12 protein-coding genes are annotated in these 15,645 nt (G+C 69.5%); 4 read left to right on the top strand and 8 right to left on the bottom strand.

Features of this window, described 5'->3' with window-relative positions:
* Positions 1–38 precede the first annotated feature (38 nt).
* The 8 genes from GTP41_RS24185 to GTP41_RS24150 form a co-directional block, all read right to left on the bottom strand.
* Positions 39–800, bottom strand: a complete 762-nt coding sequence (locus GTP41_RS24185; RefSeq protein ID WP_229503048.1) for an N-acyl amino acid synthase FeeM domain-containing protein — start codon at positions 798–800, stop codon at positions 39–41.
* A 295-nt stretch (positions 801–1,095) separates the two neighbouring features.
* Entirely contained in the window at positions 1,096–3,858 is a 2,763-nt protein-coding gene (prsT, locus tag GTP41_RS24180; protein ID WP_161028152.1) for an XrtA/PEP-CTERM system TPR-repeat protein PrsT, read from the bottom strand.
* 83 nt (positions 3,859–3,941) lie between these two features.
* Positions 3,942–5,156 (bottom strand): carboxylate--amine ligase, encoded by a 1,215-nt coding sequence (locus GTP41_RS24175; RefSeq protein WP_161028151.1) that lies wholly within the window; start codon positions 5,154–5,156, stop codon positions 3,942–3,944.
* Complete coding sequence (locus tag GTP41_RS24170; RefSeq protein ID WP_161028150.1) at positions 5,153–5,740, bottom strand: arsenate reductase/protein-tyrosine-phosphatase family protein; 588 nt, start codon at positions 5,738–5,740, stop codon at positions 5,153–5,155. Before GTP41_RS24170 ends, GTP41_RS24175 begins: the two co-directional genes overlap by 4 nt.
* Positions 5,737–6,771 (bottom strand): polysaccharide deacetylase family protein, encoded by a 1,035-nt coding sequence (locus tag GTP41_RS24165; RefSeq protein ID WP_161028149.1) that lies wholly within the window; start codon positions 6,769–6,771, stop codon positions 5,737–5,739. Before GTP41_RS24165 ends, GTP41_RS24170 begins: the two co-directional genes overlap by 4 nt.
* A 1-nt stretch (position 6,772) precedes the next feature.
* Entirely contained in the window at positions 6,773–8,608 is a 1,836-nt protein-coding gene (locus tag GTP41_RS24160) for an asparagine synthetase B family protein (protein WP_161028148.1), read from the bottom strand.
* A 14-nt stretch (positions 8,609–8,622) separates the two neighbouring features.
* A complete protein-coding gene (locus tag GTP41_RS24155; protein ID WP_202419866.1) occupies positions 8,623–9,867 on the bottom strand; it encodes a pyridoxal-dependent decarboxylase, exosortase A system-associated in 1,245 nt (414 codons plus the stop codon).
* Positions 9,864–11,447 (bottom strand): acyl-CoA ligase (AMP-forming), exosortase A system-associated, encoded by a 1,584-nt coding sequence (locus GTP41_RS24150; RefSeq protein WP_161028147.1) that lies wholly within the window; start codon positions 11,445–11,447, stop codon positions 9,864–9,866. Before GTP41_RS24150 ends, GTP41_RS24155 begins: the two co-directional genes overlap by 4 nt.
* A 155-nt stretch (positions 11,448–11,602) precedes the next feature.
* On the opposite strand from GTP41_RS24150, the gene GTP41_RS27865 reads away from it, so the two are divergent.
* The 4 genes from GTP41_RS27865 to GTP41_RS24130 form a co-directional block, all read left to right on the top strand.
* Entirely contained in the window at positions 11,603–13,897 is a 2,295-nt protein-coding gene (locus GTP41_RS27865; protein WP_161028146.1) for a GNAT family N-acetyltransferase, read from the top strand.
* A gap of 72 nt (positions 13,898–13,969) precedes the next feature.
* Positions 13,970–14,218, top strand: a complete 249-nt coding sequence (locus GTP41_RS24140; protein WP_161028145.1) for an acyl carrier protein — start codon at positions 13,970–13,972, stop codon at positions 14,216–14,218.
* On the top strand, positions 14,215–15,069 hold the full coding sequence (locus GTP41_RS24135; protein ID WP_161028144.1) for a hydrolase 2, exosortase A system-associated: 855 nt from the start codon (positions 14,215–14,217) through the stop codon (positions 15,067–15,069). Before GTP41_RS24140 ends, GTP41_RS24135 begins: the two co-directional genes overlap by 4 nt.
* On the top strand, positions 15,062–15,645 hold a 584-nt coding region (locus GTP41_RS24130; protein WP_161028143.1), incomplete at its 3' end, for a hydrolase 1, exosortase A system-associated. The genes GTP41_RS24135 and GTP41_RS24130, both read left to right, overlap by 8 nt.

Genomic DNA, 15,645 nt, shown 5'->3' with positions numbered 1-15,645 from the left:
AACAGGCTATTGATAATACAGCAATAATTGTCAAACGACTATTGGATGTTGCGCAGGCGCTGGATGATGCCGCATTCCTCGCGCGGCGAGTAGAACAGCGGGTAGAAGGAGCGCGCCGCCATCGCCTGCGCCATGCCGCCGCCGCCCAGTTTCTGGATCTGTTCGCTGACATAGGCCAGGTCCACCACCAGCAGGTAGGCCGGGGCGTCGACGCGCGGGTTGGTCTTCAGCTCGCCCAGGCGCTTGAAGCCCAGCATCTGCTCGTAGAAGCGGCGGTGGCGCGGGTTGATTTCAATGAAGATGTGGGTGCAGTGGTGCAGGTCGCGCGCGTAAATCACCGACAGGTGGAACAGCGAGGCCATCTGCGTTTTGCTGCCGCCGTTGTCAAAGGCCAGCTTGGTGATTTCGCACACGCGCGCGCCGGGCTGCATGCGCACGGCGTCGACTTCGTCCTTGAAGATTTCATCGGCCATGATGCCGATCGGCGAGTCCAGGCCCAGGGTCAGGGTGCCGACCACCTCGCCCTTGTCGCTGGCGGTGAGCGTGATCCGGTTCGGGTCGTCGGTCAGCTTATGCGTTCCGGCATAGCCGCGCCAGGAATACATCTTGTTTATTAACAGGCTGGCCTGGCTGCGACCTTCGACTGTATCTATCATGCGTATACCAAACGATTTCTCATCGGTGACCAAATCCTCCATGTTGTCCGGGAGCAGGTCTTCGATGGTGGCGCGCGCATGGGACTCGGCGGGAGCAGGCCTGACCGTCTCACCTTCCAGCAGGGGGGCGGTAATTGCATTCATGGCTCTATCCTCCTATGGCATCGCGGGCCTTGCGGCCAGCCCATACCCGTGAGTACGGCAAGCGGCGCAGAGACCGTACTCAACAATAAAAAAATATAGTGCATTCCACCTGCCGAGGCAATGCGCGCACGATTGAAATGCCGCACAATCGTTGCAGAATGCAAGCAAGGCATGTAAAAAATACCAACTTCACCATGGTGGCACGGTCCGCCTTGCCACACAATACCCTGCTTGCAAATGTTGCGAAAAAGACTGGATAGTTTTCAATAACGCAACAGGCGCGGCGCCCCGCGCCTTACTCCAGCTGCTTGTGCAGGCTGCGCGCCTCCTCGCTCTGCGCATAGCGCGCGTCGCCCATGGCGGCCTGCAGTTCTTTTTTGGCGCCGGCCTTGTCGCCCTTCTTCAGCAGCGCCTGCGCGTAGTGGCCGCGGATGTCGGCCGCCTGCGGCGCCAGCTCCGCCGCCTTCTTCAGCAACGGCAGCGCGCGCTCGAGCTGGTTCTGCTCCACCAGGATCCAGCCCAGGGTATCCATCACGGTCGGGTTGTCGCCGGCCAGCTGCTGCGCTTTCTCGGCAGTGGCCAGGGCGCGCTTATCCTTGTCCTGCTGGTAGCACCAGGCCAGGTTGTTCAGCGCCAGCACATTGTCCGGCAGCTTGGCCAGCACGCTTTCCAGCTGGCCGATGGCGGCCTTGTACTGCTTGGCGGCGATGTTCTGCTCGGCCACGTAAAGCAGGCCCAGCGGCTCCTCCGGATGCGCCTTGCGCCAGGCGGCGACCAGGGCATCGGCTTCGTTGCCGCGGTTGGCCAGGCGCAGCACGCCGGCCAGCTTGATCAGCAGCTCGGGGCGCGGCGCCAGGGCGTAGGCTTGCTGGAACGGCGCCACGGCGGCGGCGGCCTTGCCGGCGCGCTGCTGCAGCTCGCCTTCCAGCATGAAGCCGGCCACGTGCTTGGGTTGCGCCTTTTGCAGCGCGCGCGCCACCGCCAGCGCTTCCTCCGGTTTGCCCAGCAGCATGGCCAGGTCGGCCTGCATCAGGTGCGCCGGCAGGTAGTTCGGCTCCAGCGCCAGCGCCTTTTTCACGCTGGCCTGGGCCGCCGCCGCGTCCTTCTTCTGCACGTGCACGCTGGCCAGGAACAGCTGCGCCTGCGCCGACTTCGGCGCCGCGCTGGCCAGCTTGGAGAACGATTCGTTGGCGCCCGCCAGGTCGCCGCTCATGAGCTGGGCACGCCCCATCAGTTCCAGCACGATCGGCTCGGCCGGGTGCGCCACCGCCACCTTGCGCATATGCTCGACCGCCTTGGTCGACTGGCGCGACTGCAGGTAATAATTGCCCAGGCGCACGGCCGGCGCCAGTTCGGCGGCATCGGCGGCGGCGGCCTTCTCCAGCCATTGCGCGGCGTCGGCCGGCTTCTTGTCGCGCTCGGCCAGCTGGGCCAGCGCGGTCATGGCCTGCACATTGCCCTTGTCGCGCTCGAGCAGCTTGAGCAAGTGGGCGCGCGCCGCTTCCGGCTTTTTCTCCACCAGTTCCAGCTGCGCCAGGTTGACCACGGTCTGGTAGCTGGCCGGGTCCAGTTCCACCGCCTTGGCAAAGGCGGCGCGCGCGCCAGCATTGTCCTGCTTGGCCAGCAGCACATGGCCCTTCAGGATGTGCAGGGCGGGCGCCTTGGCGTGCTTGGCTTCCTGCTTGGCCAGCACGGCCAGCGCCTCGCCATGCTCGCCCATGGCGAGGCGGGTGCGCGCCAGCGCCGTGGCGGCGGTCAGCGAATCGGGCTCCAGTTCGAGCGCCTTGTTCAGCATGGCCAGGCCCTTGTCGCGTTCGCCCAGCGCCAGGCGCGAACCGCCCAGCGCGATATAGGTCGGGGCGCGTTTCGGGTTGAGGAGCACGGCCTGTTCCAGCAGGGCGGCGGCCTTGGCCGGTTCGCGCTGCAGCATATGGGCCTGGGCCGCCAGTTCCAGCAGGCTGCCGTCCGTGACCTGGCCCTTCAGGCTCGGCTCCAGCACTTGCAGCGCCTCGGGCGCGTTGTTGGCGCGCAGCAGGATGGCGGCCAGCAGCTTGCGCGCGTAGGGGTTGGCCGGCTGCGCTTCCAGGTAAGTGCGCAGCTTGGCCTCGCCCTGCTTCAGCGTGCCCAGGTGGAAGTCCACCGAGGCCGACAGCAGCATGCTTGGCAAGTGGTTGGGCGCGCCCTTGGCCAGCGCCTGCAGGCTGTCGCGCGCCGCCTTGTAGTTGCCGCGCGAATAGTCGAGCAAGGCTTGCGTGTACAGGGTGGGCAGGCCGCGCGGCGCCGATTTTTTGGCCGCGTCGATGGCGGCCTGGGCCGCGTCGTACTTGCCGGCCACGATGTCGAGGTAGGCTTGCTCCAGGTTGGCGTTGCTATTGGTCGGGTCCAGCTTGAGCACTTCGGCAAAGGCGGCGCGCGCCTCTTCCGGCTTTTGCTGGGCGCGCAGCAGCTCGCCCTTGAAGGTCAGCGCCGCGATGTGGCTGCCGTCCTTGGCGATGGCCTGCTCGGCCAGCGCGCGCGCCCCTTCCAGGTCGTTGCCGATGGCGGCCAGGCGCGCCATGCCGGTCAGCGCGTCCGGGCTGTCGGGCTGGGCGTCCAGCGCGCCTTGGTACTCGCGCTTGGCTTCATCCAGCTTGCGCAGGCCGATCAGGGCGTCGCCGCGCAGCGCCATCAGGGCCGGGCTGGCCTGGAACTTGGCGCTCTCGTCCAGCATCTTCTGGAATTCGCCCATGCGCAGCAGGGCTTCCGCCAGCACCAGCTCGCTCTCGGCCGGCTTATATTTGAGCTCCACCGCGCGCCGCGCCTCTTTTTCCGCCGACACCGGGTCGTTCAGCTGCAGCGACAGCTTGGCCAGCTGGAAGCGCGCCTCGCCGTTGTTGGGGTCTTTGGCCAGGGCATTTTTCAGCTGGATCTGGGCGCCCTTGCGGTCGCCCTTCTGCTGCAGCTGCTGAGCGTCGGCCAGCAGGCTTTCCGGGGTGTCGGACTTGCAGCCGGCCAGGCCGGCGGCCAGGGTCAGGGCCAGCAGCAGCGCCGGGATGCGGTGGGGAGTACGGTGTGCCATGGGAGCTCGCGAATGGTAAAAAAAGGTGGTCAGATGGTGGCATAGCGGCGCGGCAGCGGCAAGCGCCTTGCGCCGCGCCGTGGTCAGCGCCGCAACATTTGGCGCAAGTCGCGCCAGAACGGTCCGGGGTCGCGCCAGTCGAACACGTAGTAGCGCGTCGACGGGCGCAGGAAATCGGCCAGGTAGCCCAGCAGCTCGGCCAGCGGGCGCACGGCCAGGCGGCGGTCGGCCACGGCCTGCCGCCGGAACAGCAGGCGCAGCAGGCGCTTGGTTTCCGGCACCATGAAGCGGCAGCGCAGGCCGGCCCGGTAGGGCGACGCCTCCGGTGCCGCGCCCTGCCCCAGCAGGCGGTAGGCTTGCCACGGGAAGTGGGCGCCGGCGGCGGTCGCCAGCGGCAGGCTGCCCCAGAAGCGGCCATTGACTTCCATCAGGGCCGAGCGGCCGCTGGCCGGGTCGTGCCGGTATTCGACCATGGCAATGCCTTCCCACTCGAGCGCGCGCAGCAGGGCCACCGACTGCGCCATCAGGGCGCTGTGCTCGCTCAGCGGCAGCGCTTCGCACAGGGTCGAGACGCCGCCCTCGGGCGGCCATTCGTGCAGGCGGCGGTGCTGGAACAGACAGTGGGCCTGGCCGTCGCGCATCAGCATGAACTGGCCCAGGCCGTAGCCGGCGCAGTATTCCTGCACCAGGGGATAGCAGCCGGCGGCGCCGTACGGCGCCAGGTAGGCCAGCAATTCCTCGGCGCTGTGGCAGTAGCGCGTCTTGTCCACGGCCAGCCCGGCGGCGCGCACGCGCGGCCCGATACCGTTGGGGTCGGCCCATTTCAGCACCACCGGGTAGTGCAGGCCGGCGGCGCCCTGCGCCAGCGCGGCCGGTGTGGCGGCGCCGTCCGGCTGCCAGGTGCGCGGCACCGGCACCCCGACTTGGGCGGCGGCGGCATAGGTTTGCTGCTTGTCGAGCACGCGCTCCATGCGGCGCTGGTCGGGGAACATCAGGCGGAAACGCTGCGCCAGGCGCGCCCGGTGCCGGTTCAGCATGCTGATATCGCCTTCGGAAATGGCGAACAGGCAAGCCTCGCCCAGTTCGCCGCCCAGTTGCTCGAGCTGGGCGATGACGCCCGCCTCGCCGGCGGCGCGCAGCACGCCGCGCGCCAGGTAGCGCGAGCCGAGACCGACCGCGCCGCGACTGCGCGCGATGCCGGTCACGGCCACGCCATGCCGGCCCAGGTCGCGCACGATGGCCAAGCCGATCGGGGTGTCGATGCCCAGCACCAGGGCTGGCAGGGTGGCGCCCGTCACCCCTGGACCCGCTGCGCCGCGTCGCTGCGCAGTTGCGGCAGCTCGGCCCCCAGCCGGCGCACCGCTTGCTGCACGCGTACGAAGCACTGGTCGAAATAGCCGGGACTCAGGGTGAAGGGGTCGTGCAGGTGCGGTACCGGCGGCGAACACCAGTTGCCCAGCAGGGCCACTTGCACATCGCTGCGCCCGCCCAGGCGGCGCTGCAGTTCGTGCGCCTGGCGCACTTCCATCACCAGCAGCAGGTCGCCCGGCTGCAACTCAAAATCCTTCCAGTCGCAGGCGCGGTGCGCAGCCATCGGCAGGCCGGCACGGCCGGACGCCGCCACCGCCTCCTCGGGCGAACCGACGCCGGTGGTGGTGGACAGGCCGAACGAGGCGCAGGCCAGGCCTTCGGCGCGCGCCACCTGCTCGGCGTAGGCCGAGCGGCAAATATTACCGAGGCAAACGAAGACCAGGCGCCGCACCTGTTGCGGCTGGCGCAACTGGAATGGGCGCAGGCGTCCCGTGGCCAGTTCGCCATAGGCCAGCAGCAGGCGCACCAGGCCGCGCCAGGTGCCGAAGCGGCGGTTGATGGCGGCCTTCATGCCGCCACCCCGCGCTGGCGCGCCAGCTGGCGCCCGCCATACCAGTCGTAGGCGACCTGGGTCGCCATGCGGCGCAGGCTTTGCCACGGCCGGCCCTGCAGCAGCACATTGCGCCGCGCCGCCGCGCTGTCGGCCAGGGCGGCGGCCGCCGCGCCCATGCCGCAGGCATCGAAGCGGGCGCGCTCGGCGTCGAGCCAGGCGCACAGCTGGGCCAGCCGCTCCTGGTTGACGGCGTGGCGCCGCACCTGGGCCCCGCTGTCGCTGCGCTGCACGTATTCGAACGGATGGGTCAACAGCACCACCAGCGGCACCCCGGCGGCATGCGCCTGCTCCAGCAGGGTGCGCGTTTCGGCGAAGCTGGTGCCGGCAATCGTCAAGGTCTTCAAATGGCGGCGCGCGCCCAGGCGCCAGTCCTGGAAGGTCAGCACCGGGCATTCCAGCACGCCGGCGCGCGGGTGCACGCCGCTATAGAGCGCGTAGTCCGGGTCGCCGGAATCGAAGATGGCCAGGCCGACGCAGGAGCTGTAGGGGATGGCGCAGCGCGCCAGCGCCCGGTACAGGGTGGCGTCGTGCTGCAGGCTGCCGCTGCGGAACACGGTCGGCGCCGCCACGCCCCAGTTGCCGAAGGCTTCCTGGCCGCGCCGGATCAGGGCCACCGAGTCGTCCTCGGCGCGGCCGAAGAAATCGTCCTGGCGCGGCTGGGCGCGCACGCGCTGCGGCCAGTCGGCATGGCCGAACACCGACCAGCAGGGATGGGCGTGCAGCTGCACCTCGTGGCCCTCGGCCGCAATGCGCTGGGCGATGGCGGCCATCGGGTCGTGCCGGAAGTACTGGCGCTGCAGCGCTTCCACGAAGAAGGTGGCGCCGATCTGGTGGCGCTGGAACTGCTCCAGCATGAAGCCCAGGCCTTGCGAGCGCCCGCCCACCTCGCACCACACCATGGGCTCGCCCACCGGCTGGCGCGCGGCGTCGGCAAAGGCGCCGCCGATGCTGAACTCGGTGTCGATGGTGATGCAGACCCGCGTGCGCATCTCAGGAAACCTTGTGCTGGCGGAACCACTGCTCCAGCATCATCAGCACCCACACCATGGTGCCATGGTAGCCGGCGTGCTCTTTCAGGTGGGTGCCCACCAGCTGCTCGATGAATTCGCCGCGCACCACCTTGCGCGCCTTGAGGTCGGTCAGGCTGTCGGCCGCCAGCTGCTGCAGGGCCTGGTGCTGCTGCAGCCAGACCCCGAACGGCAGGCCGAAGCCGTGCTTTTGCTTGCTGATGATGGCGTCCGGCAGGAAGCCGCGCAGCGCCTCCTTGAAGAACCAGCGCAGCTGGGTGCCGTTCAGCTTTTGCTGCGGCGTCAGGCCGGCCGAGAAGGCCACCATCCGGTCGTTCAGGAAGGGGAAGGCCACTTCCACCCCGGCCAGCTCGCACGCCTTCATCACTTTCGGCAAATCGTTGTCGGCCAGGGTCACCTGCAAGTCCAGCGCCAGCATGCGGTTGATCAGGGAGCGCGCCTCGCTGCGGCCGTAATTGCGCTCCAGGGTGGCAATCGGGTTGCCGATGTCGGACGCTGCCAGGAACTCGTCGGTGAACACTTGCTGCGGGCCGTAGCGCCCCAGCAGGTTGTAGGTTTCCAGGCGCGCCGGCATGCCGACCGAGGCTTGCTCGATATAGCTGCGCGCCTTGCGCAGCAGGCGCACGCTCTGGCCGCCCGGGAAGTTGAACACGGCCGGCTCCAGCAAGCCCTTGCGCAGCAGGCGCGGCACGCGCTCGTACAGCTCGAACACATGCTGCTTGGCGTAGCGCTCGTTGCCGCCGAACAGCTCGTCGCCGCCGTCGCCGCCGAACATGCGCTCGATGCCGTCGGCGCGCGCCAGGCGCGCGCAGTAGAAGGCCGGCACCGCCGAGGCGTTGCCGAAGGGCTGGTCGAACACGGCAGCCACCTGCGGGATGGCGGCGGCCACGTCGTCCGGCGTCACATAGTATTCATGGTGCCTGGTGCCGAAATGGCGCGAGGCGGTGCGCGCGTATTCCATTTCGTCGTAGCCTTGCGCTTCGAAGCCGATCGAGTAGGTGTCGGCCGCCACGCCGCCGACCTGGGTCAGGATGCCGGCGATGGTCGAGCTGTCGGTACCGCCGGACAGGAAGGCGCCGACCTTGCGCCCGCCCACCGCGTCCTGCACGCTGTGGCGCAGCACGGCCAGGAACTCTTCCTTCAGCTCGCCGAACGAGCGCTTGCCATCTTCTTCGAACTGCATGCGCCAGTAGGCGTGCTCCTCGACCCGGCCCTGGCGGTAATGCAGGTAGTGGCCGGGCAGCAGGCGCTGCTGGCCCTGGTACACAGTGCCGGGCGACGGCACCATGTGGAAGTAGACGTAGTTGTACAGGCCCTGGTGGTCCAGCACGCCGGGCGTCTGCGGGTGGCGCAGCAGGGCGTCGGCCGAACTGCCAAACACCAGGGTTTCGCCGGCCAGCTGCCAGCTCAGGGGCTGCACGCCCATGCGGTCGGTGGCCAACAGGGCTTCGCCGCTGCGTTCATCCAGGATGGCCAGGGTGAAGCAGCCGTGCACCTGGGCGCAGGTGCGCTGCGCGCCTTGCGCCCACAAGGTGGCGACGGTGGCGGCCACGCCCTGGGCCGCCGCTTGCGCCGCCAGCGCCGGGTCGTCCAGGCGCGGCTGGCCCCACAGGGCCACCAGCAAGCCGTCGCGCTGGTACACCTCGGCCGCGCCGGCGCGCGCTGCCACGGCGACGCCGCTGCGCTGGCCGCTGCGCGCGTGCAGCGGGCTCTGGTCGAAACGGGACAGCGGCGCTGCCATCGAGTCCAGCAATTCCGGCGCGCCGGCAAACCCCATCCACCCACAGATCCCGCTCATACGCTTCCCTTTGCTTACACGAACACTTCGAGCGCCGCCGGGTGGCTGAGGAACGCCGCCGGGCTGGCCGTGGCGCCATAGGCGCCTGATTGCAATACCACCACCAGGTCGCCTGCCTGCGCCTGGCCCAGTTCCATCTGGTCGGCCAGCAGGTCGAGCGGGGTGCACAGCGGCCCCACCACCGAGGCCAGCTCGCGCGGGCCGCCCGCCACCTTGGTGCCGATCACCACTGGATAATTCTTGCGGATCACCTGGCCGAAATTGCCGGAGGCCGACAGGTGGTGGTGCAGGCCGCCATCGGTCACCAGGAACACCTGGCCGCGCGACTCCTTGCGGTCGACCACGCGGCAGACATAGGCGCCGGCCTCGCCCACCAGGTAGCGCCCCAGTTCGATCACCACTTGCGCGCCCTGCAGGCGCGGCCGCACTTCATCCAGGATGCGCGCCAGGTTGGCGCCCACTGCCGCCAGGTCGAGCCGCTCTTCGCCCGGGAAATACGGGATGCCAAAGCCGCCGCCGATGTTCAGGATGCGCGGCGCGCGCGGCGCCGCCTCGGCCAGGCGCAGCGCCAGGGCGAAGGTCTTTTCATGGGCTTCCTGCAACGCCGCCACTTTCAGGTTCTGCGAACCGGAGAAGATGTGGAAGCCGTGGAAATCCAGGCCCAGCTGGCCGATGCGCGCCAGCATGGCCGGCACTTTTTCCGCGTCGACCCCGAACTGTTTGGGGCCGCCGCCCATCTTCATGCCGGACGATTTGAGTTCGAAGTCCGGGTTCACGCGCACATTCACCTTGGGCACAATGCCCAGGCGCTGGCCGAGCACGGCGGCGCGCTCCATCTCGCCCTCCGATTCCAGGTTGAGCACGATGCCGGCGGCAATCGCGCAGGACAGCTCGGCCTCGCCCTTGCCGGGCCCGGCGAAGCTGATCAGGGCCGGGTCCATCACGGTGTCGAGCGCCACGCGCAGCTCGCCGCCGGAGGCCACGTCCAGGCCGTCGACCAGGGTCGCCATATGCTGCACCACGGCCGGCATCGGGTTGGCCTTCATGGCGTAGTGCAGGTGCACCTCGGCCGGCAGCGCGGCGCGCAGCTCGGCCACGCGGGCCGTCATGGCGGCGCGCGAATAGACATAGAACGGGGTCTGGCCCACGCGCTGCGCCAGGCGCGGCAGCGGGATGCCGCCGATCAGCAGGCAGTCATCCTCGACCGCGAACTGCACGAGCGGCGCGTGGTGCGGGCGGCGCGGGGCGTCCATGTTCATGCGCCCTCCGCGAACACATGGGCATACTGGGTCGACAGCAGCTTGCGGTCGATCTTGCCGTTCGGGTTGCGCGGCAGCGGGGTGGCCGACACCAGCACTTTCTGCGGCAGCATATAGGCCGGCAGGTGCGGCTTGATGGCCGCCAGCAGTTCGCTCTCGGTCAATGCCGCGCCGTCGCGCGGATACACCAGCAGCACGATGGCCTGGCCCAGCGCCGGGTGCTGGACGCCGAGCGCGGCGGCCTCGCCCACCTTGTCGCGCGCGTACACCACTTCCTCCACCTCGGTCGGGCTGACCCGGTAGCCGGAAGTCTTGATCATTTCATCGTTGCGGCTGATGAAGTAGAGGAAACCCTCCTCGTCGCGGCGCACGATATCGCCCGACCAGACCGCCATTTCCACCAGCGGCAGGCCGTACTGCGGCGAGACGTAGGGCTTGAAGCGCTCGGCGGTCTTGGCCGGGTCGTTCCAGTAGCCGAGCGAGACCAGGGCGCCGCGGTGCACCAGCTCGCCCGGTTCATTGGGCGCGCATTCGCTGCCGTCCGGGCGCAGCACCATCACTTCCGCATTCGGGATGGCCTTGCCCATCGAGTCGGGGCGGCGCGCCAGTTCGGACGGCGGCAGGTAGGTCGAGCGGAACGCTTCGGTCAGGCCGTACATCAGGAAAGGCTGGGCCTGCGGCAGGGCCGCGCGCAGGGCGTCCAAGGTGGCGCGCTGCATGGCGCCGCCGGAATTGGTCAGGTAGCGCAGGGTGCAGTCGGCCGGCCAGGCCAGCGGCGCCAGCTGGATCCACAGCGGCGGCACGGCGGCCAGGCCGGTGATCTTTTCCGCCACCACGGCTTTCAGCACGTCGTTGGCGAAGAGGTGGTTGATCAGCACGGCGGTGGCGCCGACGCGGAAGGCCGTGGTCAGCTGCGACAGGCCGTAGTCGAAGGACAGCGGCAGCACGGCCAGCAGGCGGTCGGCCGGGGTGTTCTCCAGGTAGGTCGAGACGCTGACGGCGCCGGCCACCATATTGCGGTGCGACAGCACCACGCCTTTCGGGCGCCCGGTGCTGCCCGAGGTGTACAGGATGGCGGCCATATCGGTGTCGATGCAGCGGTGCGGCGCGGCCGGCGGCGCGTCCTGCATGGCGGCGGCCCAGGGCAGCACGTGCAGGTTCGGCAGGCGCGGCAGGTCTTGCGCGCGGCCGGTGACGATCACCGTGTGCAGGTCGGGGCAGGCGGCCAGGGTCTCGGCCAGCAGGCGCAGGCGGTCGGCCGAGGTGACCAGCACCCGCACATTGCAGTCGGCCAGGATGTAGCCCACCTGCTCCGCCTTGAGCAGGGGGTTGACCGGCACGAACACGCCGCCGGCCTGGGCCGCGCCGAACATGGCGGCCACGTTCTCGATATTTTTTTCCAGGTAGACGGCGACCCGTTCGCTGCGCCGCAAGCCGCGCGCCAGCAAGCCGTGGGCCGCGCCCTGCACCGCGCCGGCCAGGGCGGCATAGTCCAGGCGCTGCGCGCCGTAGACCAGTGCTTCGGCCTGCGGTGTGCGCTGGGCCGAGGCAAAGATGAATTGTTGGATCAGGTCGCTCATGTTACTTAGTCAATAGGGATTGCATTAATTATATTGCAAAACTGATAGAATGCCTGAGCCCGAGGGCTCGCCGTGCGGGATTGTCGCAACAATCCGCGCACAAGTCATAGTATTGCATTTATTATATGGTTTTCTGCGTAAAATCAATCCGCGTTGTGAAAAATCCTGCTAGTTCCCCCGAGTCGGCCAAGCCGCCCATTGCCCTGGTCGTCGGCCTGTGCAGCCATGGTTTGTCCGTGGTGCGCGCCTTGCGCGACGCCGGGGTCGCCGTGTACGCGCTGGAAAAAGATGGCCGCGTGCCGGGCGCGCGCAGCAATGCCATCCACCAGCTGTTCCTGTGCAGCGAAGCGGAAATGGCCAACCTGGTGCCGACCCTGGCGGCGCTGCGCGCGCGCCTGCCGCGCGACCGCGAGGTGGTGCTGTTCCCCACCAATGACACCCATGTGCGCCTGATGGGCGAAGGGGTGGCCCAGCTGCTGCCGCATTACCGCCTGAGCTGGGCCCACTGCGCGGCCGACGTGCTGCGCCTGCAGCGCAAGAACGAACTGGAACAGGCGGCGCGCAGCCAGGGCTTGCAGTACCCGCGCTCGGCCACCCTGGTGGACGTGGCCGGCGCCGCCGTCGCGGTGGCGGGCTTTCGCTATCCGGTGATTTTAAAGCCGGCGCGCCCGCTGTCCTCCTTCAAGACGGCGCTGGCGCAGTCGCTGCCGGACCTGCTGTCGGTGCTGCAGCGCTTCCAGGGCGATTTGCCGATCCTGGCCCAGGAATACATTGCCGGCGGCGACGAGAGCCTGTATTTCGGCGCCCTGGTGCTGGACCATGGCGCGGTGGTGCAGGAAATGGTGGGGCGCAAGATCGCCTCCTACCCGCCGGCGCGCGGCCAGACCACGGTGGCCGAATCGGTCGACGAGCCGCAAGTGCTGGCCCTGACGCGCCAGTTTTTTGCCGGCCTGCAGATGTCCGGCCCGGTCTCGCTGGAACTGAAGAAGGCGCCGGACGGCAGCTTCTGGGTCATCGAGCCCACGGTCGGGCGTACGGATTTCTGGCTCGAGCTGTGCGTGGCGGCCGGCTTCAACCAGGTCTACCAGGAATTCCAGCTGGCCCTGGGCCGGCCGGCCACGGCCGGCGCCCTGCGCCCCGCCACCTGGTTCGACGGCGAGCGCGACGTGCTGGCCTACTGGCAGGCGGCCGTGCGCCAGCGCACCCTGCGTCCCTACGGCGGCAAGCACCCGACCTTCACCTTCTGGCGTCCGGGCGACCAGCGCCCCTTCCTGGCGGCCTGCGCCAACGCCGTGACCTGGCGCCTGGCAGCGCGCCTGGGGCGCCTGAATCCCTTCGGCCGCAAGCGGCGCGACTCCGGCCTGCGCGTGCGCGAATGGCCGATGGAGCAGCCGCTGCCGCCGGAGCTGGCGGCCTGGCTGCGCGCGCACCAGCCCGACTCCCTGTTCTGCACTTTCGACTGGTACCAGGCCCTGGTGCAGTTCGAGCGCGAAATCGACCCGAACAACGCCGGCCGCCGCTTCAGCTGGCTGGTGGTGTCGCGCGACGGCCTGCCGTGCCTGGCCGCCCCCATCGAGCGCCAGCCCGGCTTGCTGCGCAGCATGGAAGTTCGGCTGCTGAGCAATTTCTATTCGCCCATGGTCGACCTGTTCCGCGAGCGCGACCAATTGACCCCGGCCCAGGGCTGGGACTTGCTGCGCCACGCGCTCGACCAGCTCGACAAGGGCTGGCTCAAGCTGAGCGCGGCGCCGGTCAGCGCGCAGCAGGCCGAGCATATCGGCCTCGGCCTGGTGCCGGGCGGCCACAGCGTGGTGCGCGTGCCGTACTCGGCCAACTATTCGGCCCACGCGCCGGACCTGGCCGGCTACTGGGCCAAGCGCCCGTCCCAGCTGCTGAACACCCTCAAGCGCAAAGGCAAGGTCCTGCAGCGCGAGCAACACCGCTTCGAAGTGGCGACCAACCCGACCCCGGAGCAGGTCGGGCATTACTGGGCCACCTACGGCCAGAGCTGGAAGGGGCAGGAGCCGTCGCGTTCCTTCATCGACTGGCTGATGCGCTGGAGCGCGGCCAACGGCCACTTGCGCCTGGGCCTGCTGTACTTGGACGGCCAGGTGGTGGCCAGCCAGCTGTGGCTGGTGGAACACGGCGTGGCGCATATTTTCAAGCTGGCCCAGGCCCGCAGCGCCGACCGCCTGTCGCCCGGCAGCTTGCTGACGGCCCACCTGATCGAGCACGTCTACCAGCACGACCAGGTCGAGCGCATCGACTTCCTGCTGGGCGGCGACCCCTACAAGGGGCTGTGGATGGAGCAGGAGGACGCCGTCTACACGGTGGAGGTGCTGAACCAGCAGCATTTGCTGGCGCCGCTGCTGCGCCTGTACCTCGCCGCCCGCGCCCGCCTGCGCCAGCGCGGCCAGGACGAGGCGGCCCTGGCCGCGCAGACCGGCTGAAGGGGCGCGCACTGGACCGTCTAAATCGGGACCATGTACCATGTCGTTTTTATTGCTGCCACGGAGTTATGCATGTATTTGGAAGAAGTCAAGACCATCCTGACCGATGTCCTCGCCCTCGGTCCCGCCGGCCGCAACCTGGATGAGCACTCGGCCCTGCTGGGCAGCCTGCCCGAACTCGATTCGATGGCGGTGGTCCAGCTGATCGGCGCGCTGGAGGAGCAATTCGGCTTCAGCATCGACGACGACGAGATCGACGCCGCCACCTTTGCCACCCTGGGCAGCCTGACCGCCTTCGTGCGCCATAAGCTGACCGCATGATGCCGGCGCCGGTACAGCCTTTGTTCCTGGGCCAGGGCAGCGCGGCCCGCTTCGGGCTGTACCACGCCCCGGCCGCGCCCTGCCGTGGCGCCTGGCTGTACCTGCCGCCGCTGGGCGAAGAAATGAACAAGGCGCGCCGCATGGCGGCGCTGCAGGCGGCCGCGCTGGCGCGCCAGGGCTATGCCGTGCTGCAGCTGGACCTGCACGGCTGCGGCGACAGCGCCGGCGACTTTGGCGACGCCAGCTGGGACAGCTGGCGGGACGACGTCGCCACGGGCCTGCGCTGGCTGCAGGCCACCCTGGGCCCGGCCCTGCCGCAGGCGCCCGGCCTGTGGGGCTTGCGCCTGGGCGCCCTGCTCGCGCTCGACCATGCCAGCCGCGCCGGCACCGACGCCGGGGTGGTGCCCTCGGCCCTGCTGCTGTGGCAGCCGGTATTGCAAGGCAGCGCCCACCTGACCCAGTTCCTGCGCCTGAAAGTGGCGGCCCAGATGCTGGGCGACGGCGGCGCCGACGGCGGCACCGCCGCCCTGCGCGCCGCCCTGGCCCAGGGGCAAGCCCTGGAAATCGCCGGCTACACCCTGGCGCCGGCCCTCGCCCTGGGCTTCGACGGCCTGGACGCCGGCCGCCTGGCGCCACCCTGCCCCGTGCACTGGTGCGAGGTGGTGGCGGAGGCCGGCCGCGCGCTGCCGCCAGCTGCCGCGCGCGTGCTGAAAGCCTGGCAGGACGCCGGCGTGGCGGTGCAGGCGCGCACTGCGCCCGGCCCGCAATTCTGGGCCACGCAGGAAATCGCCGAAGCGCCGGCGCTGCTGGCCGCCACCGGCGCCCTGCTGGACGAGGTGTGCCATGCCTGACGACCTGGCCCTCAGCTTCCCCTGCCAGGGCGAGACCCTGGTCGGCATCCTCAGCCCCTGCGCGCAAGCGGGCCCGGCCCGGCGCGGGGTGCTGGTGATTGTCGGCGGGCCGCAGTACCGCGCCGGCAGCCACCGCCAGTTCACCCTGCTGGCGCGCGCATTGGCGGCGCGCGGCATCCCGGTGCTGCGCTTCGATTACCGCGGCCTGGGCGACAGCGGCGGCGCAGCGCGCACCTTTGAGGATGTGCGCGCCGATATCGGCGCCGCCATCGACGCCTTCCAGGCCGCCGTACCGGGCTTGCAGGAGGTGGTGCTGTGGGGCCTGTGCGACGGCGCCAGCGCGGCCCTGTTCTACGGCCCGGGCGACCCGCGCGTGCGCGGCCTGGTGCTGCTCAACCCCTGGGCCCGCACCGCCGCCGGGCTGGCGCGCAGCACCCTGAAACACTATTACTGGCAGCGCCTGCGCGACCCGGCCCTGTGGCGCAAGCTGCTGCGCGGCCGCTTCGCCGCCGGCGCCGCGCTGCGCTCGCTGCTCGGCCTGCTGGGCGCGGCACGCCAGCCGGGCGCCAGCAGCGC

The sequence above is a fragment of the Pseudoduganella guangdongensis genome (assembly GCF_009857475.1).
GTDB classification, from domain to species: domain Bacteria; phylum Pseudomonadota; class Gammaproteobacteria; order Burkholderiales; family Burkholderiaceae_D; genus Rugamonas; species Rugamonas guangdongensis.
This window is presented reverse-complemented; position numbering and strand designations above follow the sequence as displayed.

Bases quoted from the DNA above. Each gene is read 5' to 3' on its own strand.
- GTP41_RS24185 (WP_229503048.1), bottom strand. From the start codon at position 800: ATGAATGCAATTACCGCCCCCCTGCTGGAAGGTGAGACGGTCAGGCCT.
- prsT (WP_161028152.1), bottom strand. From the start codon at position 3,858: ATGGCACACCGTACTCCCCACCGCATCCCGGCGCTGCTGCTGGCCCTG.
- GTP41_RS24170 (WP_161028150.1), bottom strand. From the start codon at position 5,740: ATGAAGGCCGCCATCAACCGCCGCTTCGGCACCTGGCGCGGCCTGGTG.
- GTP41_RS24165 (WP_161028149.1), bottom strand. From the start codon at position 6,771: ATGCGCACGCGGGTCTGCATCACCATCGACACCGAGTTCAGCATCGGC.
- GTP41_RS24160 (WP_161028148.1), bottom strand. From the start codon at position 8,608: ATGAGCGGGATCTGTGGGTGGATGGGGTTTGCCGGCGCGCCGGAATTG.
- GTP41_RS24155 (WP_202419866.1), bottom strand. From the start codon at position 9,867: ATGAACATGGACGCCCCGCGCCGCCCGCACCACGCGCCGCTCGTGCAG.
- GTP41_RS24150 (WP_161028147.1), bottom strand. From the start codon at position 11,447: ATGAGCGACCTGATCCAACAATTCATCTTTGCCTCGGCCCAGCGCACA.
- GTP41_RS24140 (WP_161028145.1), top strand. From the start codon at position 13,970: ATGTATTTGGAAGAAGTCAAGACCATCCTGACCGATGTCCTCGCCCTC.
- GTP41_RS24135 (WP_161028144.1), top strand. From the start codon at position 14,215: ATGATGCCGGCGCCGGTACAGCCTTTGTTCCTGGGCCAGGGCAGCGCG.